Annotated in this window: 16 protein-coding genes; 7 read left to right on the top strand and 9 right to left on the bottom strand. The window is 64.5% G+C overall.

The annotated features are described in order from the left end of the window. Positions 1–112: 112 nt before the first annotated feature. Positions 113–814, bottom strand: coding sequence for a response regulator transcription factor (locus tag RAD15_RS40655; RefSeq protein WP_008542552.1), 702 nt, complete (start codon positions 812–814; stop codon positions 113–115). A gap of 241 nt (positions 815–1,055) precedes the next feature. Here RAD15_RS40655 and RAD15_RS40660 point away from each other — a divergent pair, with 241 nt between their 5' ends. The 3 genes from RAD15_RS40660 (at position 1,056) to RAD15_RS40670 (ending at position 6,383) form a co-directional block, all read left to right on the top strand. Next, positions 1,056–1,805 carry a HugZ family pyridoxamine 5'-phosphate oxidase gene (locus RAD15_RS40660; RefSeq protein WP_458184321.1) on the top strand — a complete coding sequence of 250 codons (750 nt, stop codon included), beginning with the start codon at positions 1,056–1,058 and terminating at the stop codon, positions 1,803–1,805. Positions 1,806–1,869: 64 nt separating this feature from the next. Further along, positions 1,870–4,464, top strand: a complete 2,595-nt coding sequence (locus RAD15_RS40665) for a CHAT domain-containing tetratricopeptide repeat protein (protein ID WP_458184322.1) — start codon at positions 1,870–1,872, stop codon at positions 4,462–4,464. A 302-nt stretch (positions 4,465–4,766) separates the two neighbouring features. Further along, entirely contained in the window at positions 4,767–6,383 is a 1,617-nt protein-coding gene (locus tag RAD15_RS40670; RefSeq protein ID WP_458184323.1) for a phosphoenolpyruvate carboxykinase, read from the top strand. 104 nt (positions 6,384–6,487) lie between these two features. On the opposite strand, the gene RAD15_RS40675 is transcribed toward RAD15_RS40670, so the two are convergent. Both RAD15_RS40675 and RAD15_RS40680 read right to left on the bottom strand, forming a co-directional pair. Continuing rightward, entirely contained in the window at positions 6,488–7,297 is an 810-nt protein-coding gene (locus tag RAD15_RS40675) for an acyl-CoA thioesterase (protein ID WP_458184324.1), read from the bottom strand. A gap of 228 nt (positions 7,298–7,525) precedes the next feature. Beyond that, a complete protein-coding gene (locus RAD15_RS40680; RefSeq protein ID WP_458184325.1) occupies positions 7,526–10,042 on the bottom strand; it encodes a glycogen/starch/alpha-glucan phosphorylase in 2,517 nt (838 codons plus the stop codon). Between the two features lie 202 nt (positions 10,043–10,244). Here RAD15_RS40680 and RAD15_RS40685 point away from each other — a divergent pair, with 202 nt between their 5' ends. Then, positions 10,245–10,478 carry a hypothetical protein gene (locus RAD15_RS40685; protein ID WP_458184326.1) on the top strand — a complete coding sequence of 78 codons (234 nt, stop codon included), beginning with the start codon at positions 10,245–10,247 and terminating at the stop codon, positions 10,476–10,478. 93 nt (positions 10,479–10,571) lie between these two features. Here RAD15_RS40685 and RAD15_RS40690 read toward each other — a convergent pair whose 3' ends face one another. After that, positions 10,572–10,856, bottom strand: a complete 285-nt coding sequence (locus tag RAD15_RS40690; RefSeq protein ID WP_458184327.1) for a GIY-YIG nuclease family protein — start codon at positions 10,854–10,856, stop codon at positions 10,572–10,574. Between the two features lie 188 nt (positions 10,857–11,044). Between RAD15_RS40690 and RAD15_RS40695 the strand changes: the two genes are divergently transcribed. Next, positions 11,045–11,476 (top strand): hypothetical protein, encoded by a 432-nt coding sequence (locus RAD15_RS40695; RefSeq protein ID WP_458184328.1) that lies wholly within the window; start codon positions 11,045–11,047, stop codon positions 11,474–11,476. 157 nt (positions 11,477–11,633) lie between these two features. Here the strand turns inward: RAD15_RS40695 and RAD15_RS40700 are convergent, their stop codons facing one another. Then, complete coding sequence (locus RAD15_RS40700) at positions 11,634–12,416, bottom strand: DUF2865 domain-containing protein (RefSeq protein WP_458184335.1); 783 nt, start codon at positions 12,414–12,416, stop codon at positions 11,634–11,636. Positions 12,417–12,590: 174 nt separating this feature from the next. Beyond that, positions 12,591–13,154, bottom strand: coding sequence for an orotate phosphoribosyltransferase (gene pyrE, locus RAD15_RS40705; protein ID WP_254123827.1), 564 nt, complete (start codon positions 13,152–13,154; stop codon positions 12,591–12,593). A 185-nt stretch (positions 13,155–13,339) separates the two neighbouring features. Here pyrE and RAD15_RS40710 point away from each other — a divergent pair, with 185 nt between their 5' ends. Then, entirely contained in the window at positions 13,340–13,966 is a 627-nt protein-coding gene (locus tag RAD15_RS40710; RefSeq protein ID WP_458184329.1) for a glutathione S-transferase family protein, read from the top strand. Positions 13,967–14,149: 183 nt separating this feature from the next. Here the strand turns inward: RAD15_RS40710 and RAD15_RS40715 are convergent, their stop codons facing one another. The 3 genes from RAD15_RS40715 to RAD15_RS40725 all read right to left on the bottom strand — a co-directional run bounded on the left by RAD15_RS40715 (position 14,150) and on the right by RAD15_RS40725 (position 19,292). Continuing rightward, entirely contained in the window at positions 14,150–14,785 is a 636-nt protein-coding gene (locus RAD15_RS40715) for a LysE family translocator (RefSeq protein WP_458184330.1), read from the bottom strand. 171 nt (positions 14,786–14,956) lie between these two features. Beyond that, positions 14,957–17,998: a DNA polymerase I gene (gene polA, locus RAD15_RS40720; protein WP_458184331.1), complete on the bottom strand. Its 3,042-nt coding sequence runs from the start codon at positions 17,996–17,998 to the stop codon at positions 14,957–14,959. Positions 17,999–18,224: 226 nt separating this feature from the next. Further along, positions 18,225–19,292, bottom strand: a complete 1,068-nt coding sequence (locus tag RAD15_RS40725) for an acyltransferase family protein (RefSeq protein ID WP_458184332.1) — start codon at positions 19,290–19,292, stop codon at positions 18,225–18,227. A gap of 193 nt (positions 19,293–19,485) precedes the next feature. Here RAD15_RS40725 and RAD15_RS40730 point away from each other — a divergent pair. Then, on the top strand, positions 19,486–19,946 hold a 461-nt coding region (locus RAD15_RS40730; RefSeq protein WP_458184333.1), incomplete at its 3' end, for a 2-dehydropantoate 2-reductase N-terminal domain-containing protein.

Here is a 19,946-nt window from a genome sequence, read left to right on the forward strand (position 1 = left end):
GTCCGCGTTAGGACAGCTCGTGGCAATGGTCCCCGCATCCTAGAGCCATCCCGGTCATGATGGAATCAGAACCGGCGATGCTCTCAGTCCTTCGTGAAAGGCGCCTCGCGCCTCAGGCTTCCTTGAAGCGGTAGCCGACGCCGTAGAGCGTCTCGATCATCTCGAACTCGTTGTCGACCACCTTGAACTTCTTGCGCAGCCGCTTGATGTGGCTGTCGATGGTGCGGTCGTCGACATAGACCTGGTCGTCATAGGCGGCGTCCATCAGCGCGTTGCGGCTCTTCACCACGCCGGGCCGGGTCGCGAGCGCCTGCAGGATCAGGAATTCGGTGACGGTGAGCGTCACCGGCTCGTTCTTCCAGGTGCAGGTATGGCGTTCCGGATCCATGCGCAGCAGGCCGCGATCGAGCGCCTTGGCATCGTTCTCCTTGGGCGCGACGGTCGGGTCCTTCGGCGCCGAGCGGCGCAGCACCGCCTTGACGCGCTCGACCAGCAGGCGCTGCGAGAACGGTTTGCGGATGAAGTCGTCGGCGCCCATCTTGAGGCCGAACAGCTCGTCGATCTCTTCGTCCTTGGAGGTCAGGAAGATCACCGGCAGGTCGGATTTCTGCCGGAGCCGGCGCAGCGTCTCCATGCCGTCCATGCGCGGCATCTTGATGTCGAGGATGGCGAGATCGGGCTGGGTGGTGCGGAAACCGTCAAGCGCGGAAGCGCCGTCGGTGTAGGTCATGATGCGGTAGCCTTCGGCTTCCAGCGCGATCGAGACGGATGTGAGAATGTTGCGGTCGTCGTCGACCAAAGCGATTGTGGGCATGAGCCTCTGCTTTCTGCTTTCCGTTTGGGTCGTGGCTTGAAACGGCGAGCAATCCACTGATGCGCCGCATACATGGGTGCCGAAGATGGCGTTCGAACCTTGTCACCGAGCAATGCAAGCTGGGCTGAAGTGTGACCAAGTTCCACGAAACACGGCAGATTCGCCGCGTTTCGACCCATAACCAGACCCCCGTTTACCCGAAAAAAGGCCCCCCTTGCAACCACCCGAGCCGAGAAAGCCGATGCAACCGACCCCCGATTTCGACCCCGGAAAACTGGCCAAATCCCTGCTGCGGCGGTCACGGCAGGGTGCGCTGGCGACGCTGATGGCCGGCAGCGGCGATCCCTATTGTTCCCTGGTCAATCTGGCCAGCCATCCGGACGGCTCGCCGATTCTGCTGATTTCAGGGTTGGCCGTGCATACCAAGAACATCCTTGCCGACAGCAGGGTCTCCCTGATGCTGGACGAGCGCGCGGCGGGCGATCCCCTGGAGGGCGCCCGGATCATGCTGTCCGGCCATGCCGAGAAGGCCGATGCCGACAAGGATCTGCTGCAGCGACGGTATCTTAATGCCCATCCATCGGCAGAAGGCTTTGTTTCCTTTAAGGATTTCGCCTTTTTCAGGATCCGGCCCACGGGAACCCATCTGGTTGCCGGCTTCGGCCGGATCGTCGACCTCAAGCCCGAGCAGTTCCTCACGGACCTTACCGGCGCCGACGATCTGCTGGCGGCAGAGGAGGGGGCGGTCGAGCACATGAATGCCGACCACCGCGACGCCATGGGCCTCTATGCGACAAAGCTCCTCGGCGCGGCGGAAGGAGATTGGCGCTGCACCGGCTGCGACCCCGAGGGGCTCGACATGCAGGACGGCCAGACCGCCTTGCGGCTGGACTTCCCGGAACGGGTGAGTGACGGCACGGCGCTGCGCAAGATGCTGGTCCGCCTCGCTGGCGAGGCGCGCAAGAAGGTGGACCAGAGCGCAAGTCTTTGAACGCTGCCGCCCATCGCCGCGACCCAAGTCCGTGATGGTTTTACGGATCGCAGCGAGAGGGTTCATGACGCGTCGTCGTTTGGCATTGGCCGCGGGTCTGGCGCTCGCGATCGCCACGTTGTTTGCCACCCCCGCTCTTGCCCAGAAGGGCGATCTCGCCGCACAGGGCGCGCGGATCAACGCGCTCAATCAGGCCGGCAAATACGCGGAAGCACTGCCTTTGGCCCAGGCCATGGTGGCGAGCCTGGAGAAGGGCAACGACGGCCGCGAACTCTCTGCCGCGCTCAACAATCTCGGCCAGGTCTATGCAGGTCAGGGCCGCGACGATCTGGCCGAGCCGGCCTACAAGCGCGCCATCGCGCTGATGGAGAAGTCGCTCGGTCTCGACACCGTCTTGATCGCGCCCGAGCTGAGCAACCTCGCTGCGCTGTATCAGCGGCAGAGCCGCTTCACTGAAGCCGAGCCGCTGTTCAAGCGTGCGCTGGCCGTCAGCGAAAAGAGCCTGTCGCGCGAGCATCCCGATGTCGGCAGAGCCCTCAACAATCTCGCCACGCTCTACGTGAAGCAGGAGCATTTTGCCGAGGCCGAACCGCTGTTCCAGCGGGCGCTCGCGATCTATCAGAAAGCCGCCGGTCCCGAGCATCCCGCAGTCGCCACGGTCCTGAACAATATCGGCCAGGTCGATCGCGACCTCAACCGGGATGCAGATGCCGAGGCACCGATCAAGCGCTCGCTCGCGATCCGCGAGAAGGTGCTGGGAGCGGACCATCCCGATGTCGCGCGCTCGCTGAACAATCTCGCCGGACTCTACGAGCACCAGCAGCGCTATGCCGATGCCGAGCCGCTGTACCGCCGTGCTCTCGCGATCCGCGAGCGCGCGCTCGGGGCGGATCATCCAGATGTCGTGACCTCGACCAGCAATCTTGCCTATTTCCTCCACGTCTCCGGGCGTACCGTGGACGCGCTGCCGCTTGCGGAAAGGACGCTTGCGACCAACCGCGCGCAGTTGCGCGTCGTGCTGCCGGTCTTGTTCGCTGCGCGTCAGCAATCCCTGCTGTCCGGCGACAAGGCGCTGGACGAGGCGCTCGCCGCGATCCAGCGCGGCACCCAATCCTCCGCCGCCTCCGCCGTCAACAAGCTCGCGGTGCGGCTTGCCGCCGGCAGCGACCGGCTCGCCGAGCTGGTACGCCGGGACCAGGATCTCGCGGCCGAGGCCGAGGCGCTCGACAAGGCGATCATCACGGCGGTGTCGAAGCAAGCGGCCCAGCGCGACGTCGCGGCCGAGCAGCGCAGCCGCGCGAGGATCGCGACGATCGCGAGCGAGCGCGCCGGTTTGCAGAAGACCCTCGCGGTCGAGTTTCCCGACTATGCCTCGCTCTCCAACCCGCTGCCGCTGACGGTGAAGGACATCCAGCCGCTGCTGTCGACTGACGAGGCGATGGTGCTCTATTCCGTCGTCGACAAGCAGAGCTATGTCATCGCGATCACGCGCGACGGCATCGACTGGAAGGAGATTCCGCTCGGCGCGGACGCGCTGACGAAGAAGGTGACTGCATTCCGTAGGGGGCTCGACGTCGGCAAGGCGCGCGATAGCTCGGGCAAGTCGGGACTGTTCGATCTCGCGCTCGCGAACGAGCTCTATGTCGCGCTGCTCGGCCCGGTCGAGGCGCTGACAAAGGACAAGCGCAGCCTGCTGGTGGTGCCCTCGGCGGCGCTGACCGCATTGCCGTTTCATCTGCTGGTCACGGAGACCCCGCAGGCTGCGATCCCGGACAATCTCGAAGGTTATCGCAACGCAGCCTGGCTGCTGCGGCGCCAGGCGGTCTCGGTGCTGCCGTCGGTGATCAGCCTGAAATCGCTGCGCGCCTTCGCGCGCAGGGACCAGGGTGTCAAGCCGATGACCGGCTTTGGCGATCCCGTGTTCAACCCTGCAGCCGAAGGGCCGGCCGACCGGCGCGCCGCGGGCGGCAAGGTCGCCGCGCGCAGCATCGCGACGATTGCCTATACCGACTTCTGGCGCGGCGCCGGTGTTGATCGTGCGCAGCTTGCGAAAGCGCTGCCGCAACTGCCTGACACCGCCGACGAGCTGAACGCGGTGGCGAAGGATGTCGGCGCCGGCGAGGTCGACATCCATCTCGGCCGCGATGCGAGCGAAACGACGCTCAAGCGTGCAGCGCTTGCTCAATACAGCATCATCTACTTCGCTACCCACGGTCTCGTTGCAGGCGACGTCAAGGGACTGGGCGAGCCATCGCTTGCGCTTTCCATTCCCGACCAGCCTTCCGAGATCGACGACGGCCTTTTGACCGCGAGCGAAGTCGCGCAGCTCAAGCTCAATGCCGATTGGGTTGTGCTGTCGGCCTGCAATACGATCGCCGGTGACAAGCCCGGTGCGGAGGCGTTGTCCGGGCTGGCACGCTCGTTCTTCTATGCCGGCGCCCGCGCGTTGCTGGTCTCGCATTGGGCAGTGGATTCGGAAGCTGCCACCCGCTTGACCACGTCGACTTTCGCCCTGCTCAAAAACGAACCAAAAATCGGTCGTGCCGAAGCTTTGCGCCGCGCCATGTTGACGTACGTTGATGATGCCTCATCACCGCGTAACGCCTATCCTGCGATGTGGGGACCCTTCGCTCTGATCGGCGAGGGTGATGTACGATAAATCATCGCAGGGGATTGTGCGTCGCAATAACCCCCGATAACACCGAAACAGCCATTTGGTTGCGCGATCATTCGTGATTTTTTGGTGCGCCTGCTCAGAGCTGACATGCGCGACGTTTGGCGCGGTCCTTGAATAAACCAAATCCTGCGGGATCAGCTTGGCAACGCGAGCGTTCATCAGTATTAGGTCGTCCAGCCGAGGCCGGATGGCCTGTAATTCACGGTGACCGCGACGGTGCCAAGGCTTGGCCGCGCTGAAGGCTTGGCCGCGCTGAGTGTCGCGGGTTCTAGGAGGATTTTTTCGTGCAAGAGACGGGCGTGCGCAACGGTGCCTTTGGCGCCGATAAATTCGGCTTAAAGAATCTCAAGCAGGTTCACTGGAACCTCGGTGCGCCGCAACTCTATCAGTACTCGCTCTCCGCGGGCGAAGCGGTGCTGTCCGCCGACGGCGCGCTCTGCGCCGACACCGGCGAGTTCACCGGTCGCAGCCCGAAGGACAAGTTCACGGTGCGCGACGCCACCACCGACAAGAAGATGTGGTGGGCCGGCAACCAGTCGATCACCGCCGAGCAGTTCGAGACGCTCTATCAGGACTTCCTCAAGCACGCCGAAGGCAAGAGCCTGTTCGCGCAGGACCTCTATGGCGGCGCCGATCCGGCCTACCGCATCAAGACCCGCGTCTTCACCGAGCTCGCCTGGCACTCGCTGTTCATTCGCACGCTCTTGATCCGCCCCGAGGCGGTCGAGCTGTCGAGCTTCACGCCCGAGCTCACCATCATCGACATGCCGAGCTTCCGCGCCGATCCGAAGCGCCATGGCTGCAAGTCGGAGAACGTCGTCGCGATCGACTTCGCCCGCAAGATCGTGCTGATCGGCGGCTCCTACTATGCCGGCGAGATGAAGAAGTCGGTCTTCACCACGCTGAACTACTATCTGCCCGAGCGCGGCGTGATGCCGATGCACTGCTCGGCCAATGTCGGCGCCAAGGGCGATGCCGCGATCTTCTTCGGCCTATCAGGCACCGGCAAGACCACGCTGTCGGCCGATCCGAACCGCACGCTGATCGGCGACGACGAGCACGGCTGGGGCCCGAACGGCGTCTTTAATTTCGAAGGCGGCTGCTATGCCAAGTGCATCAAGCTGTCGAAGGAAGCCGAGCCCGAGATCTTTGCGGCGTCGACGCGCTTCGGCGCGGTGCTCGAGAACTGCGTGCTCGACGAAGACACCCGCGTGGTGGATTTCGACGACGGCTCGAAGACCGAGAATACCCGTTCGGCCTATCCGCTCGACTTCATCCCGAACGCCTCGCGCACCGGCCGCGCGCCGCAGCCGAAGAACGTGGTGATGCTCGCCGCCGACGCCTTCGGCGTGCTGCCGCCGATCGCAAAGCTCTCGCCGGCGCAGGCGATGTACCACTTCCTGTCCGGCTACACCGCCAAGGTCGCCGGCACCGAGCGCGGTCTCGGCAACGAGCCGCAGCCGGAGTTCTCGACCTGCTTCGGCTCGCCCTTCCTGCCGCTCGATCCATCCGTCTACGGCAACATGCTGCGCGACCTCATCGCCCAGCACAATGTCGACTGCTGGCTGGTCAACACGGGCTGGACCGGCGGCAAGTACGGCGTCGGCTCGCGCATGCCGATCAAGGTGACGCGCGCGCTGCTCACCGCCGCGCTCGACGGCAGCTTGCGCAACGTCGAATTCCGCACTGACAAATATTTCGGCTTCGCGGTCCCGACCGCGCTGCCGGGCGTGCCGGCTGAGATCCTCAACCCGGTCAACACCTGGAAGGACAAGGACGAGTTCGACAAGACCGCGCGCGCGCTGGTCGGCATGTTCCAGAAGAATTTTGCCAAGTTCGAAGCGCAGGTGGATGCCGAAGTGCGTGCGGCAGCGCCGGACGTGAAGCTCGCAGCGGAGTAATCTCTCGCTCCGTCTTCAATGCAAAAGGGCGGCCGAGGGGCCGCCCTTTTTGTTTGTGCGCAATTGCGCACTAGGCCGGGACGACGCCGTGGAAACAGTTGTGGCTACGCCTTGAAATACGCGATCTGCGTCGTGGTCGCGAGCAGCCTGCCGTTCGGCGACCACAGCTCGGCGTTCTGGTCGGCGTAGCTCTTGTGCATGATCTTCGAATCGGCGGTGGCGAGCACGCGGGTGATGTCTTCAGTCTCGAGCTCTTCGCTGTCGGTGTGGAAATACGTCGTCAGCGACACCGTGCCGAACGGCACCAGCTCGCGCCGCGCGTGGAAGATGCGGCCGAAGAAGGCGTCGGACATCGACATCAGCGAGAGCATGTCGAGCTTGCGCGGCGTGCGGTCGCTGATCCAGACCTTCGAATAGGTGCTGGCAAGCTCGGCCTGCGGCGGTCCGATGCGCATCTCGCCCTCGACGAAGCGGAATTCGTACTGGTTGGCCCAGGACGCCGCGATCTTCGGGAATGGCAGCGTCTCTTCGAACGGCTTTGCATCCGGATATGGCGCCACCCGGTGCTCCCAGGACGGCCGGCGCTCGGCGAACACGGCGGTGGCGAGCGTTGCGACCTCGCCGCCGCCCTGCGACAGTTCGACGCTCCAGTGCTGGCTGGAGCGGTTGGCCTTCACCAGCCGCACGTCCAGGTCAAACGGGCCCTGTGCGATCGGCGCACAGTAATTGACGGTCAGCGCCAGCGGATCGCCGGCGCGTTCCGGATGGTCGATCAGCGCACGCAAGATGGTCGCGGCGGTGGCGCCGCCGAACGGGCCGACAAAGGCCTCGTCGCTGGTATGCCCCTGCCAGCTGCTGTCGCCGGCGCTGATGCGGGTGGCGTCGTCGAAGGGGTGGGGGAGCTTGGCGTGCATTTTTGGTCCTCGATGCCGACCCCATTCGTCATTGCGAGCGCAGCGAAGCAATCCAGAATCTTTCCGCGGAGACAGTCTGGATTGCTTCGCTGCGCTTGCAATGACGGTGTTTGAGCTTACGGCGTCCCGTATCACGGGCCCGGTTTGGGAATGATGACGATCGTATCATCATCCTCCCCGCGAGATGCAATGACCTCACGGGTAACGCCGATTTCACGCCGCGGAAAATCAACCCGCGACGTCGCGCAGATTCGGCAGCAGGGGCGTGGTCGGATTGACCGGCACGTTCCAGATCTCCTCGGCGTATTCGCGGATAGTGCGGTCCGAGGAGAACCACGCCATGCGCGCGACGTTGAGGATAGAGGCGCGCGCCCAGGCCGGCGCTACCTGCCAGCGCGCGTCGACGCTGCGCTGCGCTTCGTAATAGGAATCGAAATCGGCGCTGACCATGTAATGGTCGAGATAGCGTAGCGCATGCGCGATGGATTCGAAGCGGCCGGGATCGCCCGGCGAGAACTCGCCGGTGCCGATCGCGTTGATGGCGCGTTGCAGCTTCGGTGAATTGCGGATGATGTCGGAGGCGTCCAGCCCCTGCTTGCGCTTGATCATCACGTCGCCGGCCTCCATGCCGAAGATCGCGATGTTCTCCGCGCCGACATGGTCGCGGATCTCGATATTGGCGCCGTCGAGCGTGCCGATGGTGATGGCGCCGTTGAGCGCCAGCTTCATGTTGCCGGTGCCGGAGGCTTCCATGCCGGCGGTGGAGATCTGCTCGGAGAGATCGGCCGCGGGAATGATGACCTCGGCGAGGCTGACATTGTAGTCGGGCAGGAAGACGACCTTGAGCTTGCCGCCGATCGCGGGATCGTTGTTGACGACCTCCGCGACGTCGTTGATCAGCTTGATGATCAGTTTTGCGTAACGATAGCTCGCCGCCGCCTTGCCGGCGAAGATCTTCACCCGCGGCACCCAGTTGCCGTTGGGGTCGTCCTTGATCGACTGGTACAGCGCGACGGTCTCGATGACGTTGAGGAGCTGGCGCTTGTATTCGTGGATGCGCTTGATCTGCACGTCGAACAGCGCAGTCGGGTCGACCTTGATGCCGAGCCGCTCGCCGATCAGGCGTGCGAGTGCCGCTTTGTTGTGGAGCTTGACGCTGCGGAACTTCTTCTGGAATTCGACGTCGCTGGCGCGCGCCTCGATCAGCGAGAGCTGGGTCGGATCGTCGAGCACGGCGTCGCCGCAGGTCTCGCGCAACAAATCGGTCAGCTTGGGGTTCGCCAGCATCAGCCAGCGGCGGAAGGTGATGCCGTTGGTCTTGTTGGTGATGCGGCCGGGATAGAGGTGGTTGAGGTCGTGGAACACGGTCTCGCGCATCAGGTCGGAATGCATCGCCGAGACGCCGTTGATGCGATGCGAGCCGACGAAGGCGAGCTGGCCCATGCGCACGCGGCGTCCGCTCCTCTCGTCGATCAGCGAGACCGAGGCGCGGAAGTCGATGTCGCCGGGCGCGCGCGCTTCGGCGAGCGCGAGATGCTGCACGTTGATGCGGTAGATGATCTCGAGGTGCCGCGGCAGCAGCCGCTCGAACAGCTCGACCGGCCAGGTCTCCAGCGCCTCGGGCAGCAGCGTGTGATTGGTGTAGGAGAGGGTGGCGACCGTGATCTTCCAGGCCTCGTCCCAGCGGAAATTGTGCAGGTCGACGAGGATGCGCATCAGCTCGGTGACGGCAAGGCTCGGATGGGTGTCGTTGAGCTGCACCGCGACCTTGTTCGCCAGGCTGCGCAACTGGCCGTCCGAGGACAGATGCCGTTTCACCAGGTCCTGGAGCGAGGCCGAGACGAAGAAATATTCCTGGCGCAGGCGCAGCTCGCGGCCTGCCGGGCTCTCGTCGTTCGGATAGAGGAACTTGCAGATCGCTTCCGCGCGCGACTGCTCGGCGCTGGCGCTGACATAGTCGCCCTTGTTGAAGGCGTCGAGCTTCAACGGATCGGGCGAGCGCGCTGACCACAAGCGGAGCGCGTTGACGTGCTGGCCGCGCCAGCCGACGATCGGCGTGTCATAGGCGATCGCCTGCACGGTCTCGCCCGGATGCCAGATCGCGCGGTCGCGGCCCTTGTCGTCGACATGCTCGACGCCGCCGCCGAAATGGATGTTGTAGATCACCTCGGGCCGCTGCAATTCCCAGGGGTTGCCGAAGCTCAGCCATTCGTCGGGATATTCCTGCTGCCAGCCCTGGTTGATGATCTGGCGGAACAGGCCGAAATCGTAGCGGATGCCGTAGCCGATGGCGGGGATCGACAGCGTCGCCATGCTCTCCATGAAGCAGGCGGCGAGCCGCCCGAGGCCGCCATTGCCGAGCGCGGCGTCCGGTTCGCATTTGCGCAGCTCGGGCAGCGAGACGCCGAGATCGCCGAGCGCGACCTCGAAGATCTTCAGGAGGCCCATATTGTTGAGCGCGTCGGTGAACAGGCGGCCGATCAGGAATTCAAGCGACAGATAATAGACGCGCTTGCGCCCCGCGTCGTAGCTGTGCTTTTCCGCCGTGAGCCAGCGATGCACGATGCGGTCGCGCAGCGCCAGCGCCGCGGCCTGGTACCAGTCGTGCTTCGTCGCCATGCCCGCGTCCTTGCCGATGGCAAGGCGCAGCTTCGCCAGGATCGCGCCCTTGATCTCGGCCAGCGCGAGCTCGTCGATAGGCTGCCCGGGGGCGGAGAAATTTGGCTGGAACGATGAATCTTGCAAGGCCGTCACTTCCTGGTCGAGAACATCACTAACCCTACGCGTCTTGCCCCTGCACCGGAACTGTCGCCGGCGCGGCCGTGCACTGCGCTGGCGCAAATTTATGCAAGGAACGGGCCGATTTGGGAACCCGGACGAGCACGGAGAAACCGGGATTCAGTGCTAGATTGCGGGCCAATTCGGCCATCAGTGTGGAGGAGACGTCATGCGACTGTTGATCGAAATCGCGACCGCGGCCCTGATCGTCATCTGCATCACCGCCTCCAGCGCCGCGTTCGCCGCCGGCAAGATGGGCCGCAGCGCCGACGCTCTCAGTTGCGGCTTCACTGTCCCGCAGAATGCATCTCCCGCACAGCGTTGCGCTGCCATCAAGCGCCAATGCGGCGGCAAGTTCTACGCGAATGCGTGCGGGGACAGATTGGTGTCGGCGGCGAATTGAGGGGAAGGGTGACGCTGCGGATGCAGCGTTGCTTGAGCGCAAGCTCCACCTCATCGTCGTCCTGGCGAAAGCCAGGACCCATTACCCCGACTGTTAGAGAAGGCCCGACCGATCATTCCAATCGGGATTTTCCTGCTCGATCAGCTTGATCTTCCAGTCGCGCTTCCAGAACTTCAGCTGCTTCTCGCGCGCAATCGCTTCCTGCGGCGTCGCGAACGCCTCGACATGAACGAGGCGGACGATTTTGTACTTCTGCACGAACTTCGAGCCGCGGCCTGAGCGATGCAGTTCGAGCCGCGCGCGTAGATCCTTCGTGACGCCAATATAAATCGTGCCGTGATGACGGCTTGCGAGAATGTAGACGTAATAGCTGCTCATGGCTCAAGCTCGCAAACACAACGCTGACCGGGGTAATGGGTCCTGGCTTTCGCCAGGACGACGGCCTCAACAATTGATCCTACCATCGGAACAAATTAAGAACACTTTAGCAAGTCTTTGATATATCATTGTGATTCGGCGCGTTGCCGACACAATATCTAGCGTCTGTCAGACTTTGCGAGGACTACATGTCCACCATTGCCTTCGATCAGTTTGCCCTCACCCGGATCGCCGATTTTGCGCGCTCGCTGTCGCGGCTGCATCAGGCGGCGCGGCGCCAGAGGATCGATGACGACCAGTTCGACCGCGAGTTCAACGCGGTGTGCCAGTCGATCTGGGGCTACACCATCGACGACGTCAGCGACGATTTGTTCTCGGTCGAGGACCACCTGTTCCTGGACACGCTGGACGAGGCGCATGCGCGCATCTTCGCGGCCGAGCAGGGCTATGACCTCGTTGGCGATCAGGGCATGCTGACCGACTGGTGGGGATTTTGCTGGATGATCCTGGCCGAGAAGCGCGGCCTGCTGACCCAGGAAAACCGCGCCGCCGCGCGCGCGGCGATCGAGGAGAAATATCTGGCGGCGCCCAACGTGATCGGGGTGATCATCGGGAGGTGAGTTCTCGTGCCCCGGGCGCAGCGCAGCACTCCCGGCGATGCGAAGCATCGTCCGGTGTGGTGCGCTGCTGAACCGGGGCCCATGCTCGCGGCATTCTGGGTCCCGGCTCTGCGTCGCGTCATTGCATGCCGCGCCGCGTCCGGGACACGAAACTGAGTTACTCCAACCCCGCCCGCTTCGCCGGCTTCTGCGCCGGCGTCTTCGGCACCGTCACATCAGGCAATGCCTCGCGCACGATCTCGGACTGTGCCGGCGCATCGGCCGACACTGTTTCCGCCCGCACCGGCGCGACCTTCATCTCGCCGAGGCGCGCGCGGACCTGCGCGGTGAGGCCGGGATAGGAGGCGACCGGGGTGAAGTCGGCGGTCTGGTCGTTGCCGACGCGGATGCCGGTATAGGCGACGAGGCCGTCGGTGGTGGCGATCACGTCGCCGGCTTTCAGCGAGGAGTCCAGCGCAAGATCGACCGGGGCGAGACCGACCGGCTCGCGGCCGTTGCAGGTGCAGTCGGCGCGCAACGCCTTGCGGTAGGCGAATGCGTTCTCGCTGTCGGCGTAGCGCTCGCCGGTCTGCGATGCGGCGCCGTCGATCGAGGAGCCGAAATAGATCTTGGTCGCGCTGGCAGGACAGAACGCCTGACACATCTGCGCCGGCGAGGCGAGGCCGCGCATCAGCGGAAAATATTTGCCGTCACAGCTGCGCACGCAGAACGCCGGGCCCGAGCCGCCGGCCGCGGCCGCGCGGGTCGGCGGCACATATTGCGGGGTTGCCGCATTTTGCTGGCCGGTGAAGGGATCGGCGTAGGAGCTCGCCTGCTGCGGCACCTCGCGCTGCGGCCGTTGCTGCTGTGCGCCACCGAAGAAGAAGTCGAACAGGCCTTCGGCCGAGACCGGGGCGGGCGCTGCAAGCAGCGGTGCTGCGAGGGTGGCGGCCACGAACATCGCGCGACGCCGCCGGCGCGCATGGGACAGGACTGTACGCAACGCTCACTCCACCCGACGCTACTGAACCGGCTGGGACCGTCAGGTCTCAGCACATGATTCACCATAAGGCCGGATGGTAAATGAGCGGTTGCTTCACCTCTCCCGTAAGAACGGGGCGAGGGAGAAGCGGCATCACGCCTTCAAGAACTCCGACGCCTTGTAGAGCGAGCGGAACGGCAGGCCGGCCGCACCGAACGTATCGGTGGCGCCTTCCTCGCGGTCGACCATGGTCAGCACCAGCACCACCTCGGCGCCGGTCTCGCGCACGGATTCCACCGCCTTCATCGCCGAGCCACCGGTCGTGGTGACGTCCTCGACGATCACGACGCGCTTGCCTTCGAGCGTCTCGCCCTTCGGCAGCCCCTCGATCGCGAGCTTGGCGCCGTGCTCCTTCGGCTTCTTGCGTACGAAGAACGCCGCGATCGGATGACCCTTGATCCAGGAGATCTGCGCCAGCGCGCCGGCCAGCGGCACCGCGCCCATCTCGAGCCCGCCGATGAAATCGAGCTGATCGTCCTTCAGCGCCTCGTAAGTGAGTTCGGCGAGCAGGGTCGCGCCCTCGGGGTCGAGCATGGTCGGCTTCAGGTTGAAATAGAAATCGCTCTTGCGGCCCGATGCGAGCGTCACCTCGCCGCGGCCGAATGAGCGCCGGCGGATGATTTCGAACAGGCGGGCGCGGGAGGCTGATTTCGACACGGCGGTCCCTCGAACAGCGTTTTTGAAGGAGGCGGAATTTATCCGCGACGGCTGCGACATTCCAGAGGGGGCGTCTCCCGTCAACAGGGATCGGCCATCCCGGTCCGCCGGTTGTGGGGTGCAACCTTCTGGAGTAGGTGAGGGCCCAGGCCGGCGCCAGGCCTCTTGGGGAAGGAAAATAAGGCATGACCATCGAACTGCATACCTGGAACACGCCGAACGGCCGAAAGATCTCGGTCGCGCTGGAGGAGATGGGACTGCCCTACAAGGTGATTCCGGTGAACATCACCAAGGGCGAGCAGATGGCGCCCGGGTTCCTCAAGCTCTCCCCCAACAACAAGATCCCGGCGATCCTTGACCCCGAGGGCCCGGACGGCAAGCCCGTCGGCATCTTCGAATCCGGCGCCATCCTGCTCTATCTCGGCGAAAAGACCGGCAAATTCCTGCCGAAATCGCTTTCCGGGCGCATCCCCGTCTACGAATGGCTGATGTGGCAGATGGGCGGCTTCGGCCCGATGCCCGGCCAGGTCCACCATTTCATCGCGCTCGAGAACGAGCAGGACCGCGCCTATGGCCTGAAGCGCTACATGGCCGAGACGCGCCGGCTCTATGGCGTGCTCGACCGCCGGCTCGAGGGGCGCGACTTCGTCGCCGGCGACCTCTCGGTTGCCGATTTCGCCATCCTGGGCTGGGCCTGGCGCCACCCTCGCCACAAGGTTGAGCTGACCGATTTCCCCAACGTCAAGCGCTGGTACGAGGCCCTGATGGCGCGGCCCGCGGTGAAGCGGGGCATGGAGGCGAAGCTGGACTAGCCTGGCAGCGAGCTCTCACGCCTCGTGCCCCGGAGGCGACGCAGCGCGCAGCGGTGCGGCGCAGAGCCGGGGCCCATGTCTCTGCGATCTCGTGCTTGGCCTTCTGGGTCCCGGCTCTGCGCAGCAGCGCAAGTGCGCCGCAGCGCGTCCGGGACACGGACGGGGTGTGGTTCGCGGCGTCCGCTAAACCTTCTTCGCTTCCACCGCCATCCGCACCGCGAGGCCGGCCAGCACCGTGCCCATCAGCCAGCGCTGCACCAGCATCCAGCTCGGCCGGCTCGTCAGGAACAGCGCGATCGAGCCTGCAGCAAGCGCGATCATCGCGTTGACGCTGACGCTGATCGCGATCTGGATCGCCCCGAGCACCACCGACTGCGTCAGCACGCTGCCGGCGGCGGGGTCGATGAACTGCGGCAGCAGCGCCAGATACAGCATCGCGATCTTCGGGTTGAGCAAATTGGTGACAAAACCCATCGCGAACAATTTGCGCGGGCTGTCGATCGCGAGCTGCTTCACCTGGAACGGCGAGCGCCCGCCCGGCTTCACCGCCTGCCAGGCGAGCCACAGCAGATAACCGGCGCCGGCAAAGCGCAGCGCGTCATAGGCGAAGGGGATCGCGAGCAGCAGCGCTGTGATGCCGAATGCCGCGCACAGCATGTAGAATACGAAGCCCAGCGCCACGCCGCCGAGCGAGACGATGCCGGCAGCCGGCCCCTGCGTGATCGAGCGCGAGATCAGATAGATCATGTTCGGCCCCGGCGTGAGCACGAGACCAAGGCAGACGAGGGCGAAGCCGAGCAAAGCGGAGGTGTGGGGCATGGGTGAACCGGTGCGGGAGACGGCACGGTTCTAATATGCGCAGGCCCGTGGGGCCATCGCGCAATTGCTCGGAGGACAATTCAAGCCGCGCTGCATCCCACTTGGGTCGTCCCGGCCCCCCGTGCGCAATTGCGCACTAGGCCGGGACGACGCCAGAGGTGAAGAGACGCCTCAATGCGCCTCGTCCCAATTATTCGCCGCGCGCGCGTCGACATGCAGCGGCACCGAGAGCAGCACGGCCGGGAACGGCGCGTCCTGCATCACGTGCTGCACGACCGGCAGCGTCGCCTCGACCTCGGCGTCCGGCACCTCGAAGATCAATTCGTCATGCACCTGAAGCAGCATCTGCGCCGAGAGCTTCTTCTCGGCCAGCGCGTCCTCCACCCGCGTCATCGCGCGGCGGATGATGTCGGCGGCGGTGCCCTGAAGCCGCGCGTTGATCGCAGCTCGCTCGTTGAAGGCGCGCACGGAGGCGTTCGAGGCCTTGATGTCGGGGTAGTGGCACTTGCGGCCGAACAGCGTGGTGACGTAGCCGTGGCTCCGGCAGAAGTCGCGCGTCTCGTCCATGTAGGCGCGGATGCCGGGGAAGCGCTCGAAATATTTCTTGATGTAGGCAGAGGCTTCCTCGCGGGCGATGCCGAGCTGGTTGGCGAGGCCGAAGGCCGAGATGCCGTAGATGATGCCGAAATTGATCGCCTTGGCGCGGCGGCGGATCTCGCTCGGCATGCCCTTGATCGGCACGCCGAACATTTCCGACGCGGTCATCGCGTGAATGTCGAGGCCGTCACGGAACGCCTGCTTCAGCACGGGAATGTCGGCGATCTCGGCGAGCAGCCGCAGCTCGATCTGCGAATAGTCGGCGGAGACCAGCTTGTGCCCCGGTGTCGCGATGAAGGCACGGCGGATCTTGCGGCCGTCCTCGGTGCGCACCGGAATGTTCTGCAAATTCGGCTCGTTCGACGACAGCCGGCCCGTCGTGGTCGCGGCCAGCGCATAGGTCGTGTGGACGCGATGGGTCTGCGGATTGACATAGGTCGGCAGCGCGTCGGTGTAGGTCGATTTCAGCTTCGAGACCTGGCGCCACTCCAGAATCTTCCGCGGAAAATCGTGGCCCTGCTCGGCGAGCTCGTCGAGCACCTGCGCGGTGGTCGACCACGCGCCGGTTTTTGTCTTGGTGCCGCCCGGCAGTCCCATCTTGCCGAACAGGATGTCGCCGATCTGCTTGGGGCTGCCGACATTGACGGGCTCGCCCGCAATCTGCTGGATCTCGGCCTCGACGCGCGCGGCGGTCTGAGCGAAGTCGCCGGAGAGGCGCGACAGCACCTGGCGGTCGATCGAGATACCGCGCCGCTCCATGCGCGCGAGCACGGACACCAGCGGCCGCTCCAGCGTCTCGTAGACCGCGGTCATGTGCTCGGCGACGAGGCGCGGCTTCAGCACGCGCCAGACGCGCAGGGCCATGTCGGTGCCTTCGGCCGACAGCGGCGCGGCCTTGTCGATCGGCACCTGGTCGAAGGTGATCTTGCCCTTGCCGCTGCCGAGCAGCTCGCTTTCCTTCAGCATGGCGTGGCCGAACCAGCGCTCGGACAGCGATTCCAGCCCATGCGAGCCGCGACCGGCATCGAGCACATAGGAGATCAGCTGCGCGTCGTCGGTGTTGCGCAAGGTGACGCCGTGCTGCGCCAGCATGACCGCGGTGAATTTGAGGTCGAAGCCGATCTTGAGGACGCCTGATGATTCCAGCACCGGCCGCAGCGCGTCGACGGCGTCGGCGTGCTTGACCTGATCGGGCGCGAGGCCCGCGTCGAACAGGCCGGCACCGCCGCCGGCCTGCTTGTGCGCCAGCGGCACGTAGCAGGCCTCGTTCGGCGCCAGCGCCAGCGCGATGCCGCAGAGATCGGCCTGCATCGGATCGATCGAGTTTGCCTTGATCTCGATCGCGACATGGCCGGCATCGTGGATGCGCGCGATGAACGCGCTGAGCTCCTCGAGGGACTTGATCGCCTGATACTTGCTGCGATCGACTGGAATCTTGCGCAGCGCCTCTTCGCGCGCGGCGGCGAGCGAGATCGGCGCGCCCTTGATGCTGGCCGACTTGTCGCCCTTGTCGCCGCCGGTCGCGGCTGCCGCAGGCGTAGCGAAGAGATCGCCGGATACGTCGGACGATCTTGCTTTCGCGGTATCGCCGCCGCCCCTGGCGCCGCTGCTGTTGGACGCATCGGCATCGACGTTGGCCGGATCGATCTGCGAATAGTCGGCGACGCGTCGTGTCAGCGTGGTGAATTCCATCGCCTTCAGGAAGGCAATCAGCTTGCGCGCGTCGGGCTCGTGGACGGCAAGATCGTCCAGCGGCACGTCGAGTGCGACCTTGTCGTCGAGCAGCACCAGCTGGCGCGAGATCCGCGCCTTCTCGGCATTCTCGATCAGCGCCTCGCGCCGCTTCGGCTGCTTGATCTCGGTGGCGCGGAACAGCAATTGCTCGAGGTCGCCATATTCGACGATCAGCTGCGCCGCGGTCTTGATGCCGATGCCGGGCACGCCGGGCACGTTGTCGGTGGAATCGCCGGCCAGCGCCTGCACCTCGACGACCTTCTCCGGCGGCACGCCGAATTTTTCGATCACCTCGGGAATGCCGATGCGGCGATCCTTCATGGTGTCGTACATCATGATCTTGTCGTTCACGAGCTGCATCAGATCCTTGTCGGAGGACACGATGGTCGTGGTGGCGCCGCGCTCGCTGGCCTGCCGCGCATAGGTCGCGATGAGATCGTCGGCCTCGAAGCCGCCCTGTTCCAGGCAGGGCAGGTCAAAGGCGCGCACGGCCTCGCGGATCAGCGCGAATTGCGGGATCAGATCGTCCGGCGCCGGCGGCCGGTGCGCCTTGTATTCGGGATAGATCTTGTTGCGGAAGGTGACTTCCGACTTGTCGAACACGATCGCCAAATGCGTCGGCCGGTTGTCGGCGGGCATGTCGCGCAGGAGCTTCCACAGCATGTTGCAGAAGCCGAGCACGGCGTTGACCTGCAGGCCGTCGGACTTGCGGTTCAGCGGCGGCAACGCGTGATAGGCGCGGAAGATGTAGCCGGAACCGTCGACCAGGAAGATGTGATCCCCCTTGCCGGCCGCCTTCGCCGCAACCGGTTTGGCAGCAGGCTTGTCAGCAGCAGGCTTGGTGTCGGCTTTGGCGGAGGTCTTCGGGGAGGTTTTTGGCATGGCCGCAATGTATGAATTTTTGCGGCAAAAGACAGCCATGGGAGGGGGATTTTTGGGCGGATTCCCACACCTCATCGTCGTCCCGGCGAAGGCCGGGACCCATACCGCGTGATTTATCCTACGCGGATGGTCGCAGTACCGAACTGCGAGTCTTCGCCAAACCACTTCTTGGGGTTATGGGTCCCGGCCTTCGCCGGGACGACGGCGTGGAGAGAACGTCGCTCAACTACTCCGCCGCCTGCAACACCGGTCCCGGCTTCTTCGGCGCGATCCAGAATGCATCCGGCCGTTCGAACAGGAAGCCGGCATTGAGCCGCAGCGCCAGCTGCCAGATCGCGAGTGCGCCGATCACACCGACAATGGTGACGATCAGCGAGACCGTGCCGATGTCGGGGATGACGCCGGTGCGCAGCAGCAGCGTCCGTGTCGCGGCCATCGGCAGGAAGAAGGCGAGATAGATCACGATCGAATGCTCGCCGCAGAAGCCCAGGAAATTGCACCAATGCGCGCGCGCGAGCAGCGTGCCCGTCGTGATGATGGCGCAGGCGCCGGCGAAGCCGAGCACGAGCGAGACGATCTTCCATTCGCTCACGCCGTACGCGACGAGGCCGGCATTGACCAGAACCCACGTCGCGAGCGCTGCGAGCGCCCATGCGGGATGGCTGCGCGCGCGATCCGCCAGAACGAATACGTAAGGCGCGAACAGATAGCCCGAATAGAAATAGACGAAGCGTGCGCAGAACTCGTCGATCGCGGTCCAGCCGGTCGTGATGCGCGCCGTCTCCAGTGCGGCCGCCACGAGCCAGATCGCGAGCGGCGGGAATTTGCGTGTCAGTTTTGTGACGACGAAGAAGATCGGCAGCAGGTAGATGAACCAGAGCGTGCCGAACGGCTCGACGAAGGACTCCAGATACAGGAAGCCGACGTCGCGCCAGCTCGTCTCCGCCGCAAAGGCGGGGGCCTTGAAGCCGAACTGGATTGTCACCCAGACGACATAGAAATAAGCGAAATGCACCACCTTGCGGTCGAGATAGGTTCGCCAGTCGCGGTCGATCACGAGCGGCAGAAACAGGCCCGAAATCAGGAAAAAGTCAGGCATCCGGAACGGCTTTGCGAAGGCCACCAGAACATGCATGAAACCGGTCTCGCCGGCGGCGAGCTCGACCCCCAGCACCGAATGCATCATCACGACCATGACGATGCAGATGCCCTTGGCGTAGTCGACCCAGTCGACACGCGCGGCAGAGGAGGGCTTGGGAAGCCCGCTTGCGGCGATTGTGCCTGATGGTGTCATGGTGTCCCTTTTCGAGGCGTGTTCCGCCCGGCTCTGTCTGGGCGTGGGGCAGTTTGGCGCCTTGCGGTTTCCGACTTCTTTACCGGTTCAACTCGCGTGCCGGTTTTTGCACGCAGACTGTTCCCTCACGCGGGGAAAATGCTAAACCGCCCCGAATTGGGGTTTCGTTAACCAAGCCAGAACAGGGTTTTTCATGCGAATCGCGATGATCGGCACGGGCTATGTGGGACTGGTGTCCGGAGCCTGCTTTGCGGATTTCGGTCACGACGTCATCTGCGTCGACAAGGACGAGAAGAAGATCGCGGCACTCCATCGCGGCGAGATTCCGATCTACGAGCCCGGCCTCGATGAACTCGTCGCGGCGAATGTGAAAGCCAAGCGGCTGGAGTTCACCACCGATCTGTCGAAGCCGGTTGCCGATGCCGACGCCGTCTTCATCGCGGTCGGTACGCCATCGCGCCGCGGCGACGGCCATGCCGATCTCTCCTATGTCTACGCCGCCGCCAAAGAGATCGCGCAGTCGCTGTCCGGCTTCACCGTGGTGGTGACCAAGTCGACCGTGCCGGTCGGCACCGGCGACGAGGTCGAGCGCATCATCCGCGAGACCAATCCCAAGGCCGACGTCGTCGTCGCCTCCAACCCCGAGTTCCTGCG

The organism is Bradyrhizobium sp. 14AA (assembly GCF_054185205.1).